Source organism: Geminicoccus harenae (genome assembly GCF_019800005.1).
Taxonomy (GTDB): Bacteria; Pseudomonadota; Alphaproteobacteria; order Geminicoccales; family Geminicoccaceae; genus Geminicoccus; species Geminicoccus harenae.
This window is the reverse complement of sequence record NZ_JABGCL010000002.1, coordinates 199,341-220,059: the sequence shown is the minus strand read 5'-3', so window position 1 is coordinate 220,059 and position 20,719 is coordinate 199,341. Positions and strand designations below refer to the sequence as shown.

General features: G+C 69.5%; 20 protein-coding genes and 1 tRNA gene. 14 read left to right on the top strand and 7 right to left on the bottom strand.

Annotation, left to right across the window (positions count from 1 at the left end; genetic code table 11):
* The first annotated feature begins 155 nt into the window (after positions 1-155).
* Genes HLA95_RS02390 through HLA95_RS02380 form a run of 3 tightly spaced genes read left to right on the top strand, consistent with a single transcriptional unit; the run spans position 156 to position 3,132 of the window.
* Positions 156-1,430, top strand: coding sequence for an ROK family transcriptional regulator (locus tag HLA95_RS02390; protein WP_191057538.1), 1,275 nt, complete (start codon positions 156-158; stop codon positions 1,428-1,430).
* Complete coding sequence (locus tag HLA95_RS02385) at positions 1,427-2,338, top strand: ROK family protein (RefSeq protein WP_191057539.1); 912 nt, start codon at positions 1,427-1,429, stop codon at positions 2,336-2,338. The genes HLA95_RS02390 and HLA95_RS02385 overlap by 4 nt, the downstream gene beginning before the upstream one ends.
* Before the next feature lie 14 nt (positions 2,339-2,352).
* Positions 2,353-3,132, top strand: coding sequence for an inositol monophosphatase family protein (locus HLA95_RS02380; protein ID WP_191057540.1), 780 nt, complete (start codon positions 2,353-2,355; stop codon positions 3,130-3,132).
* A 13-nt stretch (positions 3,133-3,145) separates the two neighbouring features.
* On the opposite strand, the gene HLA95_RS02375 is transcribed toward HLA95_RS02380, so the two are convergent.
* Positions 3,146-3,823 (bottom strand): DUF3313 domain-containing protein, encoded by a 678-nt coding sequence (locus HLA95_RS02375; RefSeq protein WP_191057541.1) that lies wholly within the window; start codon positions 3,821-3,823, stop codon positions 3,146-3,148.
* Between the two features lie 154 nt (positions 3,824-3,977).
* Here HLA95_RS02375 and HLA95_RS02370 point away from each other — a divergent pair, with 154 nt between their 5' ends.
* The gene (locus HLA95_RS02370) at positions 3,978-4,415 is read left to right on the top strand and encodes a PPC domain-containing DNA-binding protein (protein ID WP_191057542.1); all 438 of its coding nucleotides are present in this window, start codon (positions 3,978-3,980) and stop codon (positions 4,413-4,415) included.
* A gap of 3 nt (positions 4,416-4,418) precedes the next feature.
* Here HLA95_RS02370 and hemB read toward each other — a convergent pair whose 3' ends face one another.
* On the bottom strand, positions 4,419-5,423 hold the full coding sequence (gene hemB / locus HLA95_RS02365) for a porphobilinogen synthase (RefSeq protein ID WP_191057543.1): 1,005 nt from the start codon (positions 5,421-5,423) through the stop codon (positions 4,419-4,421).
* Positions 5,424-5,761: 338 nt separating this feature from the next.
* Here hemB and HLA95_RS02360 point away from each other — a divergent pair, with 338 nt between their 5' ends.
* Positions 5,762-6,220 (top strand): MarR family winged helix-turn-helix transcriptional regulator, encoded by a 459-nt coding sequence (locus HLA95_RS02360; RefSeq protein ID WP_191057544.1) that lies wholly within the window; start codon positions 5,762-5,764, stop codon positions 6,218-6,220.
* A 5-nt stretch (positions 6,221-6,225) separates the two neighbouring features.
* On the opposite strand, the gene HLA95_RS02355 is transcribed toward HLA95_RS02360, so the two are convergent.
* Entirely contained in the window at positions 6,226-6,774 is a 549-nt protein-coding gene (locus HLA95_RS02355; RefSeq protein WP_191057545.1) for a DUF924 family protein, read from the bottom strand.
* 89 nt (positions 6,775-6,863) lie between these two features.
* Here HLA95_RS02355 and purB point away from each other — a divergent pair, with 89 nt between their 5' ends.
* Together purB and HLA95_RS02345 are read left to right on the top strand one after the other, a co-directional pair.
* Positions 6,864-8,180 carry an adenylosuccinate lyase gene (purB, locus tag HLA95_RS02350; protein WP_191057546.1) on the top strand — a complete coding sequence of 439 codons (1,317 nt, stop codon included), beginning with the start codon at positions 6,864-6,866 and terminating at the stop codon, positions 8,178-8,180.
* 5 nt (positions 8,181-8,185) lie between these two features.
* Positions 8,186-8,791, top strand: coding sequence for a hypothetical protein (locus HLA95_RS02345; RefSeq protein ID WP_191057547.1), 606 nt, complete (start codon positions 8,186-8,188; stop codon positions 8,789-8,791).
* On the opposite strand, the gene hrpB is transcribed toward HLA95_RS02345, so the two are convergent.
* From hrpB to map, 3 genes are read right to left on the bottom strand one after another with little or no spacing between them, the layout of a single operon-like run.
* Positions 8,788-11,256 (bottom strand): ATP-dependent helicase HrpB, encoded by a 2,469-nt coding sequence (hrpB, locus tag HLA95_RS02340; RefSeq protein ID WP_222182261.1) that lies wholly within the window; start codon positions 11,254-11,256, stop codon positions 8,788-8,790. The genes HLA95_RS02345 and hrpB overlap by 4 nt on opposite strands.
* 45 nt (positions 11,257-11,301) lie before the next feature.
* Positions 11,302-12,309: a JAB domain-containing protein gene (locus HLA95_RS02335; RefSeq protein ID WP_191061562.1), complete on the bottom strand. Its 1,008-nt coding sequence runs from the start codon at positions 12,307-12,309 to the stop codon at positions 11,302-11,304.
* A gap of 9 nt (positions 12,310-12,318) precedes the next feature.
* Positions 12,319-13,149 carry a type I methionyl aminopeptidase gene (gene map / locus HLA95_RS02330; protein WP_370467469.1) on the bottom strand — a complete coding sequence of 277 codons (831 nt, stop codon included), beginning with the start codon at positions 13,147-13,149 and terminating at the stop codon, positions 12,319-12,321.
* Positions 13,150-13,344: 195 nt separating this feature from the next.
* On the opposite strand from map, the gene HLA95_RS02325 reads away from it, so the two are divergent.
* The 3 genes from HLA95_RS02325 to HLA95_RS02315 all read left to right on the top strand — a co-directional run bounded on the left by HLA95_RS02325 (position 13,345) and on the right by HLA95_RS02315 (position 15,064).
* Positions 13,345-14,091, top strand: a complete 747-nt coding sequence (locus HLA95_RS02325) for a competence/damage-inducible protein A (RefSeq protein ID WP_191059453.1) — start codon at positions 13,345-13,347, stop codon at positions 14,089-14,091.
* Between the two features lie 45 nt (positions 14,092-14,136).
* Positions 14,137-14,221, top strand: a tRNA-Leu gene (locus HLA95_RS02320).
* 327 nt (positions 14,222-14,548) lie between these two features.
* The gene (locus HLA95_RS02315) at positions 14,549-15,064 is read left to right on the top strand and encodes a hypothetical protein (protein WP_191059454.1); all 516 of its coding nucleotides are present in this window, start codon (positions 14,549-14,551) and stop codon (positions 15,062-15,064) included.
* Between the two features lie 265 nt (positions 15,065-15,329).
* Here the strand turns inward: HLA95_RS02315 and HLA95_RS02310 are convergent, their stop codons facing one another.
* Positions 15,330-15,584, bottom strand: a complete 255-nt coding sequence (locus tag HLA95_RS02310) for a SemiSWEET transporter (RefSeq protein WP_191059455.1) — start codon at positions 15,582-15,584, stop codon at positions 15,330-15,332.
* Between the two features lie 277 nt (positions 15,585-15,861).
* Between HLA95_RS02310 and HLA95_RS02305 the strand changes: the two genes are divergently transcribed.
* The 4 genes from HLA95_RS02305 (at position 15,862) to HLA95_RS02290 (ending at position 20,664) form a co-directional block, all read left to right on the top strand.
* Complete coding sequence (locus HLA95_RS02305; RefSeq protein WP_191059456.1) at positions 15,862-16,848, top strand: zinc-dependent alcohol dehydrogenase family protein; 987 nt, start codon at positions 15,862-15,864, stop codon at positions 16,846-16,848.
* A 43-nt stretch (positions 16,849-16,891) separates the two neighbouring features.
* On the top strand, positions 16,892-18,046 hold the full coding sequence (locus HLA95_RS28800) for an epoxide hydrolase family protein (RefSeq protein ID WP_191059457.1): 1,155 nt from the start codon (positions 16,892-16,894) through the stop codon (positions 18,044-18,046).
* Complete coding sequence (locus tag HLA95_RS02295; RefSeq protein WP_191059458.1) at positions 18,043-18,435, top strand: ester cyclase; 393 nt, start codon at positions 18,043-18,045, stop codon at positions 18,433-18,435. The genes HLA95_RS28800 and HLA95_RS02295 overlap by 4 nt, the downstream gene beginning before the upstream one ends.
* 153 nt (positions 18,436-18,588) lie before the next feature.
* A complete protein-coding gene (locus tag HLA95_RS02290) occupies positions 18,589-20,664 on the top strand; it encodes a PAS domain-containing protein (RefSeq protein WP_223861492.1) in 2,076 nt (691 codons plus the stop codon).
* Positions 20,665-20,719: the final 55 nt, after the last annotated feature.

The window sequence follows — 20,719 nt, the reverse complement described above, 5'->3', positions numbered from 1 at the left end:
AACATGGGGCCAAGCATGCCGTCAATAGATAAATCCAAGTGATTTAACTATTGACCGGCCGCGATCGCCGAGAGCAGCATCCACGCGCTCCGAGGGTGGCGGCGCGGCATCTGGCTGCCGGCTGCCAAGCCCTCGCGAGCCGGGAGGCGCTAGGGATGAACGGGCATGCCGTCGGCGGCAAGGACGGCCTGCGGGCCGTCGCCGACCTCGGCGGCGGGACCAACCAGATCGGCGGTCGTCTGTACAATGAGCGGCTGATCCTGTCGCTGATCCGGCGCGGCGGCAGCCTGTCCAAGGCGGCGGTCGCCCGGCTGACCGGCCTCTCCGCGCAGACCGTGTCGGTGATCATCAGCGGCCTGGAGGCGGACGGGCTCCTCTTGCGGCACAGCCCGCAGCGCGGCCGCGTCGGCCAGCCGTCCGTACCGCTTTCGCTCGACCCGGAAGGTGCCTTCTCGCTCGGCATGAAGCTCGGCCGGCGCTCCAGCGACCTGATCCTGATGGACTTCACCGGCGTGGTCCGCGCCAGCCTGCGCGAGACCTATGCCTATCCCACCCCGGAACGGCTGCGTGCCTTCGTCGACCGCGGCTGCCGGATCCTGGCCAGCCGCCTTTCCGCGGCCCAGGCGGACAGGATCCGCGGGCTCGGGCTGGCGGCACCCTTCGAGCTGTGGAGCTGGCAGCCGGAGCTGGGCGCACCCGACCCGGTGGCGGATGCCTGGCGCGACTTCGACATCCCGGCCGCGGTGCAGGAGATCTGCCCCTGGCCCGTCCATTACTGCAACGATGCCACCGCCGCCTGTGCCGCCGAGCTGGCGTTCGGCCACCACCAGCACGTCGCCGACTTCCTCTACTTCTTCGTCGGCTCCTTCCTGGGCGGCGGCATCGTCCTGAACGGCAAGCTGTTCCAGGGCCATAGCGGCAATGCCGGTGCGGTGGGCTCGCTGCCGGTGGGCGATGGCGGCCAGCGGCTGATCCGCACCGCGTCGCTCTACGTGCTGGAGCGCGAGCTGGCCGAGCGTGGCCTGGACCCGCAGCTCCTGTGGCGCTCGGACGACTGGTCCGGCCTGGGCGAGACACTCGACCAGTGGATCGAGCGTAGTGCCGGGAGCCTGGCGGTGGCCTGCGTGGCCGGCCTCGCGGTGATCGACTTCCAGGCGGTGGTGATCGACGGCGCCTTCCCGGAAGCGGTGCGTAGCCGGCTGACCGACGCGGTGCGCGAGCGCTTCCTCCGGCAGGACCGCCAGGGGCTGACGGAGGCGGCGGTCATCCCGGGCTCGATCGGCCCCAATGCCCGTGCGATCGGGGCCGCCAGCTTGCCGCTCCTGGCCGGCTTCTCGCGCGACCCGGACGTGCTCTTCAAGGAGCGGGGCCGGGCGCAGGCAGCCGGCCCATCGCCAATGGCAACGGATATGGACAAGAGGACGAGATGACGGTCCTGATCGGCGTCGACTGGGGCGGAACCAAGATCGAGGCGCTCGCCATGCGCCCGGACGGCACGGAGCTGGTCCGGATCCGCAAGGACACGCCGGCCGGCGACTACGAGGCCTGCGTGCGCATGGTGGCCGACCTGGCGCTGGAGGCCGAGGCCCGGTCGGGCGAGACGGGCCTGATCGGGATCGGCATCCCGGGCTCGGTCGACCCGCGCACCGGCATCGCCAAAGGCTGCAACTCCACCTGGCTGCTCGGCCGCCATGTCGAGCAGGACGTGGTCGCGGCCCTGGGCGGGCGGGAGGTGCGGCTGGAGAACGATGCCGACTGCCTGGCCTCCTCGGAGGCGATCGACGGGGCAGGGGCCGGGCACCGGGTGGTGTTCGCCGTGATCCTCGGCACCGGCAACGGTGCCGGCATCGCGATCGACGGCCGGCCGCACAGCGGGCCCAACAACAGTGCCGGCGAGTGGGGCCACAGCCCCTTGCCCTATCCGGACCTGACCGAGATCCCCGGTACCCCCTGCTATTGCGGCAAGCATGGCTGCCAGGAGACCTGGACGTCCGGCACCGGCTTCCAGAACGACTACGCCCGCCATACCGGCCGGCGCATCAAGTCACCGGAGATCATGGCGCTCAATCGCAACGGCGACCGGCTGGCGAAGCTGGTCTTCGAGCGCTACGTGGACCGGCTCGCCCGCGGCCTGTCGGTGGTGGCCAACACGCTGGACCCGGACATCTTCGTGCTGGGCGGCGGCATGTCCAACATCGACGAGCTTTATGTCGACCTGCCGGAGCGGATCGCCCACTACACCTTCTCGCCGGTGTTCTACACGCCGGTGGTCAAGGCGAAGCATGGCGACTCCTCGGGCGTGCGCGGGGCCGCGTGGCTCTGGAAGGATCGGATCTGAGAGTGGAAGCAGGCATGGACGGGATCGGCGAGCGTTTCGCCACGGCGAAGACGGTGATCCGCGAGGCGGGCGCCCTGGCGCTGGACTATTTCCGGAAGCTCGACCAGCTCACGATCAAGAGCAAGGGACTGCAGGACATGGCCAGCGAGGCCGACCTGAACACCGAGCTCCTGATCAAGCGGCGCCTGAGCGAGGCCTTCCCGACCGACGCGTTCCTGGGCGAGGAGACGGGAGCCGCCGACTTCAGCGGGGCCAGCGGCATCTGGGTGGTCGACCCGATCGACGGGACCCAGCCCTTCATCTCCGGGATCCGGACCTGGTGCATCTCGATCGCCTATGTGCGGGACGGCGAGATCGAGATGGGCCTGGTCTATGATCCCTGCGCCGACGAACTGTTCGCCGCCCGCCGCAGCGAGCCCGCCACGATGAACGACCGGCCGATCCGCCCGCATCCCGGCACGGACTTCACCGCCGGGATCACCAGCGTAGGCTATTCCAACCGGATCACGCCGGAATCGGTGATCTCGGTGATGACCCGGCTCCTGAACGCGGGCGGCATGTTCCACCGCAGCGGCTCGGGCACGCTGTCGATCTGCTACGTCGCCTGCGGCCGGCTGCTGGGCTATGTCGAGGGCCACATGAACAGTTGGGACGCGCTGGCCGCGATCGCGGTGGTGCGCGGGGCGGGCGGCCGCACCAACGACTTCCTGGCCAATGACGGGCTCACCCGGGGCAACCCGATCATCGCCGCCCCGGCACAGCTCTACGACCAGGTGGCGGCCCTGCTGGACTGAGGCACAAGAAGCGTCAGGACCGGCCGGTCGCTTTGTCCAGCCGCGTGCGGATCTCCTCGGCCACCAGTTTGGCGATGGCGCGCGCGGTGTTCTCCGTGCTGAGGGTCGATTCCAGGTCGAACGCGCCCGGGCTGACCAGCCGCTGCGAGGCCATCAGCACCTGGTCGCTCACCGAATCGCGCACCTCGATCAGGATCGTGGCGTTGCCGGTGAGCGAGCCGGCCTTGCCCATGGCCTCTCGCCCGAGATTGATCACCGCACCCACCGGGATGATCCGCGACGCGGTCGCGGCGAGCGGCACGGTGGTCGAGATGCGCAGCACGGTGAAGCGCAGCCGGAGCACGCCCGGCCCGGGCGTGTCGGTCAGATAGTCCCGCGACTTCAGCAGTGCGATCGTCTCGTCCGGCAGCATCTGGGCGAGCTTCTGCACCTCCTGGGCGTCGAGGCTGCCATAGTCGGCACCGGCCCCGCGATACACCTGCGCCTGCGGGTCGATCATCACCTTGTGGTAGGCGTGCGGGTCGAACTGGCTGTCGCGATAGGTCCAGCCGTCGATCACCCCGGGCTCCGGCCGCATCTGGGCGGCCTCCGGCGCGGCCGCGATCGGGCCGCTGTCACCGCCGCTTTGGCACCCGGCCAGCAGCAGCCCGCCCGCCAGCACGATGGCCGCGTCGATCGATCTCCGGCGCATGGCCCGCCACCCCCGGTTGCTCCCTGCCATGTTCCGGGATCGGGCAGACCGGGGCAGGAGTCAATCAATCTGCACCGTGCTGCCGTGAAATCCGGCGGAACGGCAGGGGCGGGCGTCCTGTTCCATCCTGGCGAACCAGGACGGGAGAAGGGTGATGCAGGCTCGGCAGATCCACGAAGCGAACGGCCAGCGGACGTTTGCGCTGGTGCTGGACCCGGGCGACGAGGTGATGGCGAGCCTGGAGCGCTTTGCCGCGGACGAGGGGGTGGCCGCAGCCCAGATCACCGCGATCGGCGCCTTCGCCCGGGCGACCCTGGCGTTCTGGGACGGTGCGAAGAAGGAATATCTGGAGATCCCGGTCGAGGAGGTCACGGAGGTCGTGGCGATGCTGGGCGACGTCAGCGTGACCGAGGACGGCAAGCCCAAGCTGCACCTTCATGCCGTGCTGGGCCGGCGCGACGGCTCCACCCTGGGCGGCCACCTCCTCAAGGGCACGGTGGAGCCGACGCTCGAGGTCGTGCTGACCGAATCGCCGGCTCATCTGCGCCGGGTCCACGACCCCGAGAAGGGCCTGCCGCTGATCCGCCTGTGAGCCTCAGCCCCCGTCGCGCAGCCGCCGGGCGATGTCGATGGCGGCATAGGTGAGGATGCCGTCCGCCCCGGCTCGCTTGAAGGCCAGCAGCGTCTCCATCATCGCGGCGTCGCCATCGATCCAGCCCTGCGCCGCCGCCGCCTGGATCACGGCATACTCGCCGCTGACCTGGTAGGCGAAGGTCGGGACGTCATAGGTCTCCTTCACCCGCCGGATGATGTCGAGATAAGGCAGGCCGGGCTTGACCATCACCATGTCGGCGGCCTCGGCCAGGTCGGCCGCGACCTCGCGCAGCGCCTCTGCCGTGTTCGCCGGGTCCATCTGGTAGGTCTTCTTGTCGGCGCGGCCGAGCGAGCGGCCGGAGCCGACCGCATCACGGAACGGCCCGTAGAAGGCCGAGGCGTACTTGGCCGCGTAGGACAGGAGGATCGTGTCCTGGAAGCCCTGCTCGTCCAGTGCCGAGCGCAGCGCGCCGATCCGACCGTCCATCATGTCGGACGGCGCCACGATATCGCAGCCGGCAGCCGCCTGGCACAGCGCCTGGCGGCAGAGCGCTGCGATCGTCTCGTCGTTCAGGATCCGGCCATCGCGGATCAGCCCGTCCTGGCCGTGCGAGGTGTAGGGGTCGAGCGCCACATCCGTGATCAGCCCGATCTCAGGCACGGCGCGCTTGATCGCCCGCAGCGCGCGGCAGACCAGGTTGTCCTCGTTCCAGGCCTCGCGCCCGTCGTCGGACTTGCGCTCGGGCGGCGTCACCGGGAACAGGGCCAGGGCCGGGATGCCCAGGCCCGCCGCCTCCTCGGCCACGCCCACCAGCAGGTCGACCGACAGCCGCTCGACACCCGGCATGCTGGCCACGGCCTCGCGCTGGCCCTGTCCCTCCAGGATGAACACGGGCAGGATCAGGTCGCGCGGGCTCAAGGCGACCTCGGCCACCATGGCGCGGATCCAGGGCGTGCGCCGCAGCCGGCGGGGGCGTGAGCGCGGAAAGGCGGCGAACGGGGTCAATGCTGCTCCAGAGGCAGGTTGGAACCGCCCCAGAATAGATCAGGGTGGCGGCCAGGTTAAACGCTCCCCTCCACCATGCGACGGGCCGTCGCGACGAACCCCACGCTCCTGGTGACTTCAGGTACCAGTGCCTCGCGCACGCGGGCAGGGGACATGCGGGCCGGAGAATCACCTCCTGGGTGAGAAATTATTGAGATTCCGATATACCGATCGTTGACGTGCGGTGGGACTTTTCGTCAGTGTCTATTGAGATGTAGATGGGCGGATCCTGGCGAACCGGCGGTCCAGGCGAATGGTCGGCATGTTCAGGCCCCGCGCTGTCCCGATACGAGGGCGACGTGAAAGATCCATATCTCGTTTCCATCCGGTTGATCGAACGTCTCCATCGGCGGTTCCTGGATGTCATCAAGACCGAGCTCGATCGGTTGGGCATCGAGGACATCAACAACGTCCAGACCCTGATCCTCTCGAACATCAACGAGGAGCAGCTCACCGTCGGCGAACTGACAGTGCGCGGCTACTATCTCGGCTCGAACGTGTCCTACAACGTCAAGAAGCTGGTCGAGACCGGCTACCTGATCCAGGAACGCTCCTTCCACGACCGGCGCATGACCCGGGTGCGGCTCTCGGCCAAGGGCCTGGACCTGGTCGGCAAGATCGACGCCCTCTACGCCAAGAATGCCGAGGAACTGGCCGCCACCGGGATCGGCGCTGATCGCCTGTCCTCGGCCAACGACCTGCTGGGTGCGCTGGAACGGTTCTGGAGCAACTATATCAGCCGCGCCTACCAGCGCTGAGCGCCTCAGAACGATGAGTTCGGCTCCAGGAGGAAGTCTTCCTCCTCCGGCGTGGACGGGCGGCCCAGGAACTTGTTGCGGTGCGGGAAGCGGCCGAACCGGGCGATGATCCGCTGGTGCTGCTCCGCGTAGTCGAGCAGGCTCGGGTCCTCCAGCGTCGCCATGAGCCGGCAGCACAGGTCCTGGTCGGCCAGCCGCTCCGAATGCTCGAACGGCAGATAAAGGAACAGGCGCCGCTCACGCGGCACCTGCTGGTCGAGGCCCGTCGCCAGCACGTCCCGGGCGATTTCGCGGGCCTTGGCGTCCGAGGCGAAGGCCAAGGGCGTGCCGCGATGGATGTTACGCGGGAACTGGTCCAGGACGATCAGGAGTGCCAGGGCACCCTCGGGCGTGACCGCCCAGTCGTCATGGGCACCGGCGGTCGCCGGAAGCAGGAGCTCGCCGAACCGGTCGCGGATGCGGGTGTCGAATGCAGGATCGACCTCGAACCAGGCAGCCTTGTCCGGCAGGCCGAACCAGAACGAGAGGATATCGTCGACGTGATGGCGGCCCATGCTGCTCCTCGCCCGCAACCGTTCCGCCCTTCATATGCGGCGAAATGGGCGCTATCGGAACCCGCGAATCCCACCGGAGCCGATGCAAGATGATCCCGCGCTACGCCCGCCCCGAGATGACGGCGATCTTCTCCCCTGAGGAGAAGCTGCGCCTGTGGCTCGAGATCGAGCTTTCCGCCGCCGAGGCGATGGCGGAACTGGGCCAGGTGCCGGCGGACGCGGTGGGCGCGCTGCGTGCCGCCACGACGGAGCGGATGGCCGAGATCATCGACCCGGAAGCGGTCGAGCAGATCGAGGCGGTGACCCGTCACGACGTGATCGCCTTTCTGACCCATCTGGAGAATCTGTGCGGTGCCGACACCCGCTTCCTCCATCTGGGCCTGACCAGCTCGGATCTGCTCGACACCACACTGGCGGTCCAGCTCAGCCGCGCCGCCGACCTGCTGATCGCCGGGCTGGACCGGCTGCTGGCCGCGCTGAAGGCCCGTGCCCTGGAGCACCGCGCCACGCCCACGATCGGCCGCAGCCATGCGATCCATGCGGAGCCTACCAGCTTCGGGGTGAAGCTCGCCGGCCATTTCGCCGAGTTCGCCCGCTGCCGGGCGCGGCTGGTGGCCGGCCGGGCAGAGATCGCCACCTGCGCCATCAGCGGTGCGGTCGGCAGCTTCGCCAATGTCGATCCGGCGGTCGAAGCCAGGGTCGCGCAGAAACTCGGCCTGGCCGTGGAGCCGGTCTCCACCCAGGTGATCCCGCGCGACCGCCATGCCGCCTTCACCGCCAGCCTCGCGATCACGGCGTCTGCGATCGAGCGCCTGGCGGTCGAGATCCGCCACCTCCAGCGCAGCGAGGTGCGCGAGGCCGAGGAGTTCTTCCACAAGGGCCAGAAGGGCAGCTCGGCCATGCCGCACAAACGCAACCCGGTCCTGTCCGAGAACCTGACGGGTCTGGCCCGGATCGTGCGCGGGGCAGTGATCCCGGCCCTGGAGAACGTGGCGCTCTGGCACGAGCGCGACATCTCGCACAGCGCGGTGGAGCGCACGCTGCTGCCGGATGCCTGCATCGTCCTGGACTTCGCCCTGCACCGGGCCGCCGGCATGGTCGAGAAGCTGGTGGTCTATCCTGAGCGGATGCAGCGCAACCTGGACGCCTCCTTGGGCCTGTGGAACGCCCAGCGCATCCTCCTCGCCCTGATCGACACCGGCATGCCCCGGCAGAAGGCCTATGAGCTGGTCCAGCGCAACGCGATGCGCGCCTGGGAGGCGGAGCAGCCCTTCCTCGCCCAACTCCAGGCCGACCCGGACGTGACCGCGCGGATCGAGTCGGCAGCACTCGAGGAGCTGTTCGACCTGGGCTACCACCTGAAGCACGTCGACACGATCCTGGACCGCGTGTTCGGGACGGCCTGACGCCCGTGCGATCGGCCCTGGCGGCGGCGCTACTGCTCCTGGGCCTCGCTGCCGGCCCCGCCCATGCCGGGATGCTGGTGGAAGGCGCGTTGCGCGGGGTGCCGATCCGGCTGGAAACCGGCGCCGACCCCCTCATGGTGCGCGTTCGCCTGGGCGAGGCGGAGATGCTGGTCGACCTCGACCGGCATCTGGTCGTGCCGATCGAGCCGGCAGGGCTGCCGGTCGATGCGGTCAGCCTGCCCGACGCGGCACCTGGCCAGCGCTTCGTCCTGACGCTCTGGGGCGGGCGCCGGCCGATGATCGCGGGGGAGAAGGGCGCCTATTTCGTGCTGACCCGCCTTGGTCGGACCTGCGGCGAGGTGCTGGCCGCCACCTGGACCCGGCCACTCATCGCCCCACTGGTGGCGGCGGTCGACCTCCTGGAGCGCAGCCAGCCGTCGCTCCGGCCTCCGGAATGGCAAGGCTGCGGTGCCGTCCCGTTCCGCGCCTATGCCGGTCGGGGCTGGCCGCTGCTGGCGGGCGGGCTGGACAGCCGCCAGTTCGAGACCACCCGCATCAGCTTCGATCACCAGCCGGACGAAGCCCGATTCCAGCGGCCTGGGCCACCCTAGCGCGGGCGCACCCGCGCGGTCGCCTGGGCGCTGGCAGGGTCGTCCGGCCAGAAATGCCTGGGATAGCGGCCGCGCAGCTCCTTGCGCGTATCCGGCCAGCCGGTGCGCCAGAACCTGGCGAGGTCGCTGGTGATCGCGGCCGGCCGCTGTGCCGGCGAGAGCAGGTGGAGCACGCAGGCGATACGCCCGTTCGCCAGCACGGGCCCGTTGGCTGCGCCGAACATCTCCTGCAGGCGCACCGCCAGCACCGGCGGGTCGCTCCCGTAGTCGATCGCGTGGCGCGTGCCGGCTGGCGTGGTCCAATGGGTCGGCAGCAGGGCATCCAGGCGTAGGCGCGTCGCATGGTCCAGCCGGGCAGAGAGCACCGCGTGCCAGTCGAGCGCCTCCGCAGCGCGCAGGGAGCGCAGCCCGTCCAGCCAGCCAGCGAGAAGGTCGCCAGCATCGCGGACCAGCCCCTCGTCCGAGAGGTCCGGCAGGGCGGACTGCTCGCCCTCCAGGCGCCGCAGCAGCACGACGCGGCGGCGTAGCCGCTCGGCCGCGGGCGCGGCTGCGACCAGGGCCGGCAGGCGCGGCGCCAGTGTCTGGGCCAGCAGCTCGGCCGCCTGCTCGCGCGAGGGCTCGTCGTGGCGCGCTGCCAGCTCGATCGCCCCCAGCATCACCGCGCGCTTGGCCACCACCCGGCCGCTCGGCCCCTCCAGTTCCAGCACCGTCACCTCGCGCCGACCCGCATCGGGCAGGTCGTCGGGCAGCACCGCCGCGGCCAGCCGCACCCGGCCATCCGCACCCCGGTCGTCCAGCTCGGCCGCGATCAGCCAGGGGGATGCGGCCAGGGGCTCGGCCTGATCGAGCAGGGCGCCGCGGCCGTTCGCCAGCCGGTAGGACCCCGGTGCCCGCCGCCGGGCGATCCGGTCCGGATAGGCGTGCGCCAGCAGGGCGCCGGCGCGGGCCGGATCGATCCGGCCGCGGTCGAAGCGGCCCTGGCCCAGCTGCCGCGCGATCGAGAGCGCCTGCTGACGCCGGCCAGGCTCGCCACCGCCGCCCTGCAGCACCTCCAGGCGCAGGGCGAGATCGATCGAAGTGCTGCCCGGCAGGAGATCACGGCCCGACAGGAGGGCCGCAATCGCCACCGCGGTATCGGCGGACCCGCTGTGCTCGCCGGCCAGCACCATGGCCGCCAGGCGCGGATGGACCGGCAGCCGCGCCATGCGCCGGCCGAGTGCAGTCACCGCACCGTCCTCGTCCAGCGCACCCAGCAGCCGCAACGTGTCCGTGGCTGCGGATAGAGCCGCTGCCGGCGGCGGATCCAGCCAGGCGAGGCTCGTGGCATCCCGCACGCCCCACACCCGCAATTCCAGCACCAGCGGCACCAGGTCGCTGTCCAGGATCTCCGGGCGCGGCTGGGCCGCCATCTGCCGCTCCTCCGCGGCCGACCACAGGCGCAGGCAGATGCCGGGCTCCAGCCGCCCCGCACGGCCCCGCCGCTGCTCGGCATTGGCAAATGCGATGCGGCGCGTCGTGAGTGCTGCGGTGCCGGTGCGCGGGGAGAAGCTGGGCTTGCGGGTGAGGCCGCTGTCCACCACCACCCGCACGCTCTCGATGGTGAGGCTGGTCTCGGCGATGTCCGTGGCGAGCACGATCTTGCGGCTACCCGGCGGAGGCGGCCGGATCGCCCGGTCCTGCGCCTCCTTGGAAAGGTCACCATAAAGCGGATGGACCTCCACCCCGGGCTCGCCCGCCAGCCGGCCGGACAGGAAGGCGGCAGCACGGCCGATCTCGGCCTGGCCCGGCAGGAACGCCAGGATCGAGCCTTGCTCCATTGCGACGGCCTCCAGGCAGGCGCGGGCCACTGCCCGGTCGACCGGCTCGTCCGGATCGCGCCCGAGATGGCGCACCGCCACCGGGAACATCCGGCCTTCGCTGCGGATCACCGGCGCCTCGCCCAGCAGGCTCGCTACGGCCACCCCATCCAGAGTCGCCGACATCGCCAGGATGCGCAGGTCCGGGCGCAACGCTGTCCGGCTCTCCAGGGTCAGCGCCAGGGCCAGGTCGACGTCGAGCGAGCGCTCGTGGAACTCGTCGAAGATCACCGCGGCCACGCCCGCAAGCTCGGGATCGGCCTGGAGCCGGCGCAGGTACAGCCCTTCCGTCAGCACCTCGATCACAGTGTCCGGCCCGATGCTGCGCTCGAAGCGCATCGCATAGCCGACTGTCTCCCCCGTGCGCTCGCCCAGGAGATCGGCCATCCGGCGCGCTGCGGCACGTGCAGCCAGCCGGCGGGGCTCCAGCACGATCAGCCTGCCGCCCTGGCGCCAGGGTGCCTCCAACAGGGCCAGCGGCACCAGCGTGGTCTTGCCGGCACCGGGCGGGGCTTCCAGCACGGCAGCACCCGGCCCGGCCAGGGCCTGGGCCAGCGACGGGAGGACGTCCCGGACAGGAAGGTCGGGAAGATCGGGCAGGTCGGGCATGGCGCGGCCCAGCTAGCAGATCGGACGTCCGGCTTTAAGCCGCCGCTAGATCAGCCGCTCGGTGCGGAAGCTCAGGTGCCGCCCCTTGCCGACGATCACGTGGTCGTGGAGCTCGATGCCGGCGGCCTTGAGCAGGGCCGCCACTTCCTTGGTCATCTCGACATCGGCCCGCGACGGGGTCGGATCGCCCGAAGGGTGGTTGTGGACCATGATGATCGCGGCTGCGTCCAGCTCCAGGCAGCGCTTGAGCACCTCGCGCGGGTAGAGCGGCGTGTGGTCGACCGTGCCGCGGCTCTGCACCTCGTCGCGCAGGAGGATGTTCTTGCGGTCCAGGAACAGGATGCGGAAATGCTCGGTGCCCTCGTGGCTCATGCTGACGGCCAGGTAGTCGATCAGCGCGGTCCACGAGCCGATCAGCGGCCGCTCCTTCACCTCCTCCTTCAGGACGCGCCGCATCAGCTGGTGAACCGCCTTCAGCAGGATGCGGGTGAAGCGCAGGTCCTCGTCGACCTGGTCGCGGCGCTCCTCGCCGGCGGCCGCGGGATCCAGACCGAACACCTCGCCATAGCGCTCGGGCGCTGCCGCCAGCACGCCGCCCAGCCCGCCGAACCGCTCGATCAGCGCCTTGGCGATCGGCTTGGTATCCCGGCGGTGGACCGAGAAGAACAGGAGCAGTTCCAGGAGTTCATAGTCAGCCAGCGCCGTCTCGTCGCGCGCCTCGGCGAACCGGCCGCGCAGCCGCTCGCGATGGCCGTGGTAATGCTTGCTGCCCCAGCTCCAGCCCTTGCCAAGCTCCGCCGGCGCTGCCTCGGCCAGGCCGGGCGCCACCGTGGCGAGCCCATCCGCGAAGCTGCGTAGGGCCGCCTCGGAGGGCAGCAGCCAGGCCTTGCGGCTGCCATCGAAGCGGGCCTCGTGGGCTTTCAGCCGGTCCTTGAACGACCAGGTCCGGCCGACGACCACGAAGCGCGCGACGCCCGCCGCATCGGTCTCGCAGGCCGCCGAGAGGCCGTGCGGGCGGAGGCTGTCGGCGACAGAGGGATCGATGGCGAACATCGCGCTGCCTCAGGCCGCACGGGGCTGGGTGAAGATCTCGACCCCGCCTTCGGTCAACCCCACCGTGTGCTCGAACTGGGCGGACAGGCCACCATCGGCGGTCACCACCGTCCAGCCGTCGTCCAGGCGCCGCGTCGCATGGCCCCCGTCGTTCACCATCGGCTCGATCGTGAAGAACATGCCGGGCAGGAGCGTCAGGTCGCGATCCTCGTCCAGGTGGTGCAGAACCTGCGGCGGCTGGTGGAACTCACGGCCGATGCCGTGCCCGCAATAACTGCGCACCACGCTGAAGCCCGCCACCTCGACCAGTTCCTGCACCGCCCGCCCGATCGCCGACAGCCGGCCACCCGGCCGCACCGCGGCGATACCGGCGGCCAGCGCCGCCTCGGTGACCTCCATCAGAAGCCGGCGCCGGACATCGATCTCGCCCACCGCGAACGTGCGGCAGCAGTCGCCGTGCCAGCCGTCCAGCTCCACCGTGATGTCGATCTTGAGCAGGTCGCCGGCTGCGAGCGGTCGGTCGTCCGGCATGCCGTGGCAGACCACCTCGTTCGGCGACATGCAGGTCGCGAATGGATAGCCCTGATAGCCGAGCGGGGCGGGCCGGGCGCCGTGGTCACGGATGAACGACTCGCACGCGGCATCCAGCGCCCGCGTCGTGGCACCCTCGCGCACCAGCGGGGCGATCATCGCCAGCGTCGCCGCGGCGAGGCGGCCGGCCCGGCGCATGGCCGGGAAATCCTGGGGGCGATGCAGCGGGACACTGGGCGCACGGGCATTTCTTCCGGTGTGCTTGGCGCGACGGCCGCCAGAATTAAACCAGTGGTAGATTTTGCTCAAGTTCGTTCTCTTCGGCTGGCGAGGGCTGCTGCAAGGGCCGAGCAGGAACGAAGCGGACATCATCATGGCGGGCTGCGCGGAGCCCATGTAGGTTCCAGCCGGCCCCGTCGACTAGGCTGACCGGACCGGCGCGCGCAAGCCGCCCGTGACCGGCGCCTGCGCCGGTGCCTGTCAGCCTGCGGGAGCCGAAGCGACATGAGTGAGCAACCGACCGCCGCGGTCCTGATCATCGGCAACGAGATCCTGAGCGGCCGGACCCAGGACGTGAACCTCGCGCACATTGCGCGCGAGCTGGGCGAGATCGGCGTGCGCCTGGCCGAGGCGCGGGTCGTGCCCGATATCGAGGCGGAGATCGTGGATGCGCTGAACGCGCTGCGCCGCCGCTACACCTATGTCTTCACCACGGGCGGCATCGGCCCGACCCATGACGACATCACCTCGGCCTGCGTCGCCAAGGCGTTCGGCCTGCCATTTGGCCGCCACCCGGAGGCAGAGCGCCGCCTGCTCGCCTATTTCCCGCCGGAGAAGGTCAACGCGGCGCGGATGCGCATGGCGGAGACCCCGGAAGGAGCGGAGCTGATCGACAACCCGGTCAGCATCGCGCCCGGCTTCCGGGTCGAGAACGTCTACGTCCTGGCGGGTGTTCCGGCGATCATGCGGGCCATGTTCGACGGCATCAAGGCGAGGCTGAAGGGCGGCCCGCGCCTCCGGTCCAGGAGCCTCACCCTGTTCACCCCGGAAGGCGAGGTCGCCGAGGCGCTGGGCAGGATTCAGCAGGACCATGCCGAGATCGACATTGGCAGCTACCCCTTCACCCGCGACGGCCGCTACGGCACCACCATCGTGTTCCGCGGCACCGACCAGGCCCAGCTCGATTCCGGCTACGCCCAGCTCACCGCCTGGGCGCTGCAGCGCGGGGTCGAAACCAAGGCAGAGGCCTGAGCCCGGTTCCGCACGCGCCACCGGCTTGCTAGGCTCCCCCCGCAGCCCCGCTTGGCGGAACAGGTAGACGCAAGCGACTTAAAATCGCTCGCTGCAAGGCGTGCCGGTTCGAGTCCGGCAGCGGGGACCAAGCAAGATGCAGCCACGCCGAGCGGCTGGACCGTGCACGAAGCGGCCTGCCTGTGATGTCGGGCGGTTCTTCGGCATCCGCTTCACGATCTGCCCGTGTCGTTGGAGCCGGATGCTCCTCAATCCATCTCCGGACTCAGGGATAATCTGCGCGTTTGGTCGCAGACAACTTTACGCGCACGAAGCGACCAAATCAGAAGAGTTCCTCGGCGGGCGACGCGATGACTGGACTGATGCCGAGCAAGCTGATGATAGAGCCACGATAGGTACCGCCCATCGTGGTTGCCATCCTGGTGAAGATCGAACCTCCTCAGAGGATGATCAGCCTATGCGCCTTGATGAGTCCGGTGTTCAGGAACACGTCGAGTTGACGCAGCTATTGATCCGGCTCATCGACGAGTGCAGCTGGGGGGAAGCCGGCTACGTCAGGGCGATCCTGCAGACCGACACGGCCGAGATGGGATTGACGCCACAGGGGCAGGACTGGCCCCAGCCTGGGCAGGAGCTTCAACTGGGCCGTTGTGCCGATGGGGCAAGCCTTCGTTGGTACGTCGACGGTTCAGAAGAGGTTCCGCTACCAGAGCTCAGTGCCGAGGATCTTGTCGAGCCGACGACATCTGAGGATGCTCTACGGCTGGAGGAACTGCACCGTCGCATTGCCGAAGGAGAGCGCCGGGTTGAACGCCAGCGCGCGCTGGTTGATCGCCTGGTGACGCAAAGGTCTTCAGCCCAGGCGGCGATTGCTCAGGACCTGCTCGTCACCTTGAAACACTCGGTACGCCATCTGCGGCACAACCTTGAACTTCAGAAGGGCTGGGTACTAGCACAGGCCCGAGCGTCGTAGTCCGTGAGCTGCTTCGCTCCACCCGCAGGAACAGATCCCGCGTAGCCAATCCTTGGCTTGGTATCATCCCCTTCTCCAGTTCCAGCCTGTCCCATCAGCTGATCCCAGGGTGGATACACCGCGACTGATCGAAGCCGTCAGCCGCGGTCCCCGGCTCCGGCAGCAGCTTGTTGCTGCCGTATCGGCGCGCCCATGCCGGTTCGAGGCCGGAAGCGGGACCAGGGCGAAATCAACAGCTTTGGAAGAAGCTCCACCCTGAGCGGCGTCAACCGTGGCGGAGCTTGAAGTACAGGATCGTGCTGGCGAGGATCAATGTGATCGAGTTGGCCGCGACCAGCGGCCAGTCGGCGGTCGAGATGCCATAGGTCAGCCACAGCGAGATGCCGGTGACGAGGACGATGAACATCTTGAGCGAAATGTCATGGGTGGAACGCGTGCGCCAGACGCGCAGCACCTGGGGGATGTAGGCGCTCGTGGTACAGAGAGCCGCAGCGTAGCCGGTCAAATCTAGAAGCTCCATGCGTCCTCCGCCTTTGCAAGTCGGAGAACGCCAGCCAACGAAATCGGTTCCTGCGCCGCTTCGGTGGTAAATGCTCCGAGGCTTGGTGGATGGTGCACCCTGCCTGTCCCGACCTGCTGCCAAGCTGGGCCCACGGCCAAGACGCCAGGCCGGTGAAGGCAGCTCGGGCCGTCTTCCGGAATGCGGCACTATCACCCGTGATACTACATGCTGCTCTTGTGCGTACTCCTGCCGGGGAAGCCGGCGCACTAGCTTGCCGTCCGAAAGGAGGCAGCTCATGCGCCGTTACCGAATCACTGGCCGCGAACATCCGACGGTCGTGCTGGAAGACGCCGAAGACCCTGTTCCCGGTCATGGCGAGCTTCGGGTCGATCTCAGGGCCGCATCCCTGAACTATCGCGACCTGATCGTGGCCCAGCGCTTCAGCGACGTGGTGCCGCTGTCGGATGGTGCAGGCGTCGTGTCCGCGATCGGCAGCGGCGTCGAAGGGTTCGCGGTCGGCGACCGGGTGGTCATCGGCTTCATGCCGAGTTGGGTCGAGGGCGAGTTCACGCAAGTGAAGAAGGCATCGAGCCTGGGCGGCCCCGGGGTGGATGGCGTGCTGGCCGAGCGGATCGTGGTGCCGGCCGCGGGCGTGGTCCGGCTGCCCGACGCGCTGTCGTTCGAAGCGGCCTCGACCCTGCCTTGTGCGGGGGTCACCGCCTGGTCGGCCCTGTTCGAGCGGCGCCCGGTCCAGCCGGGCGAAACCGTGCTCCTGCTGGGCACGGGTGGCGTGTCGATCTTCGCGCTGCAACTGGCCAAGCTCGCGGGTGCCCGCGTGATCATCACCTCCAGCTCGGATGCCAAGCTGGAGCGGGCCCGAGCACTCGGGGCGGACCACGGGATCAACTATACGGCGCGGCCCGACTGGGAGGAGGAGGTGCTGGCGCTCACCGGCGGGATCGGCGCCGACCTGGCGGTGGACGTCGCGGGCCCGGCAACGCTCAGCATGACCTTGCGCGCGACCCGCTTTGGCGGGCGGATCTCGCTCATGGGCGTGCTGACCGGGTTTGGCGGCGAGGTCGACACCGCCGCCATCCTGGAAAAGCGCATCACCCTCCAGGGCATCTATGTCGGGCCGGTGGCGACGCTGCGCGCCCTGGTCGCGACCGGCATCGCGCCGGTGATCGACCGGGTGTTCCCGTTCGAGGCGGCGGACGAGGCCTACCAGGCCCTGCGGGCGGCCGGCCATGTCGGCAAGCTCGTGGTGAAGATCGGCGACTGACGCGGCGGGCACCACCGTCGCCCCAGCAGCTTGGGAGAAGCACATGATCTCGCCCTACCGGATCGACGTTCCCGAGGAACGGTTGGCCGCCATCATGGCGAAGGTCGACGCCTATGACTGGAGCCAGCTTCCGGACATAGGCGGCTGGACGGCAGGGGTCGGCATCGCCGACCTGAAGCGGCTCGTCGCCTGGTGGCGGGACAGCTATGACTGGCGTGCGGTCGAGGGGCGCCTCAACCTGCTGCCGCAGTTCGTGACCGACATCGAGGGCGAGCGCCTTCATTTCCTCCATGTGCGAGGCGACGGGTCGAAGCCGCCCGTCCTGCTGCTCCATGGTTGGCCCGGCTCGTTCCTGGAGTTCGAGCGCATCTGGGCGCCGCTGGCACAGGATGGGCACGATGTCGTGGTGCCCTCCCTGCCGGGCTTCGCCTTCTCCCGGCCGATCACCGGTGTCATCGGCCCGCGCCGCGCCGGCGCGCTGATGCACGGCCTGATGACCCGGCTGTTCGGCGAGCGTCGCTACCTCGTGCAGGGCGGCGACTGGGGTGCGCACATCGCGAGCTGGATGGCCCACGACCGGCCGGAAGCACTGCTGGGCTTCCACATCAACATGGTCAGCATCCTGGGCGAGGACGTGCGGCCGGCCACGCCCGCGGAACAGGAACTGATCGCCGGGCGCCAGGCGATCCTGGAGTGGGAAACCGGCTACAATCTCGAGCAGGAAACGCGCCCGCAGACGCTGGGCGTGGCCCTGGCCGACAGCCCGGTCGGGGCGGCTGGCTGGATCCTGGAGAAGTTCGGCCAGTGGGCGGACCTGCCTAAGCGTGCCGATGGCAGCCCGGACCTGTGGAGCCGGTTCTCCGAAGAGGAGCTGCTCACCAACATCATGCTCTATCTGGCGCCGTCCGCGATGGTCACGGCGAGCTGGATCTATCATGGCAAGCGCCTGGAAGGATCGAGCCGGTTCCCGGCCGGCACGCGGGTGCGGGCACCCATGGGGGTCGCGGCGTTTCCCGACCCGGTGTTCCTGCCCACGCCCCGCTCGCTCGTCGAGCAGACCTACGACGTCGTGCACTGGAGCGAGCCCGGCGCTGGCGGGCATTTCGCTGCCCTGGAACAGCCGGAGCTGATGCTGGCCGACCTGCGCGCCTTCATCGGCAAGCTGGCGGACGGCCGCAGATCGGACATTGCCCCATGACCAAGGACGAGCTTGCGGCGGCGTATCGGGCGTACATCCAGTGCCTCAACCGGCGGGACTGGCAGCACCTGGGCGAGCATGTCGCGGATGCGGTCTGCTACAATGGCGAGACGATCGGCCTCCAGGGCTATCGACGGATGCTCGAAGGCGACGTCGCGGCCATTCCGGACCTGCGCTTCGAGATCGAGTTTCTCGTGGTCGACCCGCCGGTCATAGGGGCCAGGCTCCGGTTCGACTGCACGCCCACGAGCGAGCTGTTCGGCCTGCCCGTCAACGGCAGGCGCGTCACCTTCACGGAGAACGTCTTCTACCGGTTTGCGCAGGGCAGGATCGAAAGCGTGTGGTCCGTGATCGACCAGGCCGCGATCCGGGCCCAGCTTCAGAGCTGAGTCGCCCGGGCGGCGAGCGCCAGGGCAGGGTGCCGGCGCCGGGATGCCGCTCGCCTTCGCCCAGGCGGCTCGCTAGAATGACTCCAGGAGAGCGCCTGCGCAGGACCGGCAGGCTGGAGATGCGGTCTGTTTCGTGCACCCGCCTTGAGCACCGTGGATCTGGCCGGGCTGTTCAACGCCTCGCCCAATCCGTACGTCATCCTGGACCGCAACTTCGACATCGTCGGCATGAACGACGCCTATCTGCGCGTCACCATGCGCGAGCGCGACCAGCTGGTCGGCCGCAACATCTTCGACGCCTTTCCAAGCGGCCCGGACGCGGCGAGCGGCCGGGCGCTGCGGGCATCGCTCACCCGGGTCGTGGCCGAGAAGGCGGTCGACCATCTTTCACTGATCTACTACGCGATCACCCGCCCGGACGGCACGTTGGAGGACCGCTACTGGAGCGCCACCCACGCGCCCATGTTCGACGAGCGGGGCGAGGTGGCGTTCGTGCTGCAGCACGCGGTGGACGTCACCGAGCTCCACCGGCTGCGTATCGGCGGTGTCGCCGCGTCGATCCATATCACCGAAGGGGTGCTGCGGCGTGCGGAGGCGGTGCAGATCGCCAACCAGGCGCTGGACGCGGAACGCAGCAACCTGCGCGAGATGTTCGAGCAGGCACCCAGCTTCATGGCGCTGCTGCGCGGCCCGGACCATGTGTTCGAGCTGGCCAACGCCGCTTATCTCCGCCTGGTCAACCGCCCGGTGGTCGGCAAGACCGTGCGCGAGGTACTGCCGGAGATCGGCAGCCAGGGCCATTTCGAGGTGCTGGAACGGGTGTTCGCCACGGGCGAGCCGTTCGTCGGTCAGAACGTGCGCGTCGTCCTCGTGGCACCGGACGGCCTGTCCTCGTCGGAGCATTTCCTGGACCTGATCTACCAGCCGGTGCGTGACGCCTCGGGCGGCGTGGTCGGCATTTTCGTCCAGGGCCACGACATCACCGAGCAGAAGCGGGCGGAGCAGGCGCTCTACGAGCTGAACGCGACCCTGGAGCAGCAGGTCGCCGAACGGACCCGCGAATTGCGGGCCAACGAGGAGGCCCTGCGCCAGGCACAGAAAATGGAGGCGGTGGGCCAGCTCACCGGCGGCATCGCGCATGACTTCAACAACATGCTCCAGGGCATCTCCGGCAGCCTGGAGATGGTGCGGCGGCGGATCGCCCAGGGGCGCATCGACGAGGTGGACCGCTACCTGAACGGCGCGCGCGAGGCGATCGAGCGGGCGGCCAACCTCACCCATCGGCTCCTGGCATTCGCCAGGCGCCAGACCCTGCAGCCCCGGCCGACCGATGCGGTCGAGCTGGTGCGCGGGATGAAGGACTTCATCCGCCGCTCGGTCGGCCCGGAGGTGCAGATCGAGCTGGGCCTCCAGGACCAGGTCGGCCTGGTGCTGTGCGACGCCAACCAGCTCGAGAGTGCCTTGCTCAACCTGTGCATCAACGCGCGCGACGCGATGCCGGGTGGCGGGCGGATCCTGATCACCGTCGCGGAGGTGAGCCTGACGGCGGCCGAACTGACGGAGCGCGACGACCCGCCACCCGGCGCGTTCGTCGAGATCGCGGTCGCCGACAATGGTGTGGGCATGCCGCCGGAGGTGCTGGCCCACGCGTTCGAGCCGTTCTTCACCACCAAGCCCATCGGCCAGGGGACCGGGCTCGGCCTCAGCCAGATCTACGGCTTCGTCCACCAGTCGGGCGGGCTCCTGCGCACGACCAGCGCGCCCGGCCAGGGAACCTCCATCCGGATCTACCTGCCGCGCCACGAGGGCGCACCGCCTGTTGCCGCCGAGCCCGTCCAGCCGGTGGCGGCAGTGGACGGGACGGGGCGGACCGTGCTGCTGGTCGAGGATGACGAGGCGATCCGGCGGGTGACCGTCGACCGGCTGGCCGAGGCCGGCTACCGCACGTTCCAGGCAGCGGACGGGCGCGAGGCGCTCGCGATCCTGTCGGAGCGGCGCCGGGTCGACCTGCTGGTGACCGATGTGGGCCTGCCCGGGATCCCGAATGGCCGGCAGCTGGCCGAGATCGCCCGGGCGAGCCGACCCGGCCTCGCCGTCCTGTTCATCACCGGCTATGCCGGCGCGCGGCTGGAACGGCATCTGGGCGAGGGCACCGAGCTCCTGGTCAAGCCGTTCTCGTTCGACATGCTGCACGCGAAGGTGCAGGCGCTGCTGCAGGTGACCGCCTGACCGAGGGCGGCCGCGCCGGACATGGCGGCGACGCAGCGACAGCCAAGGAACGGGA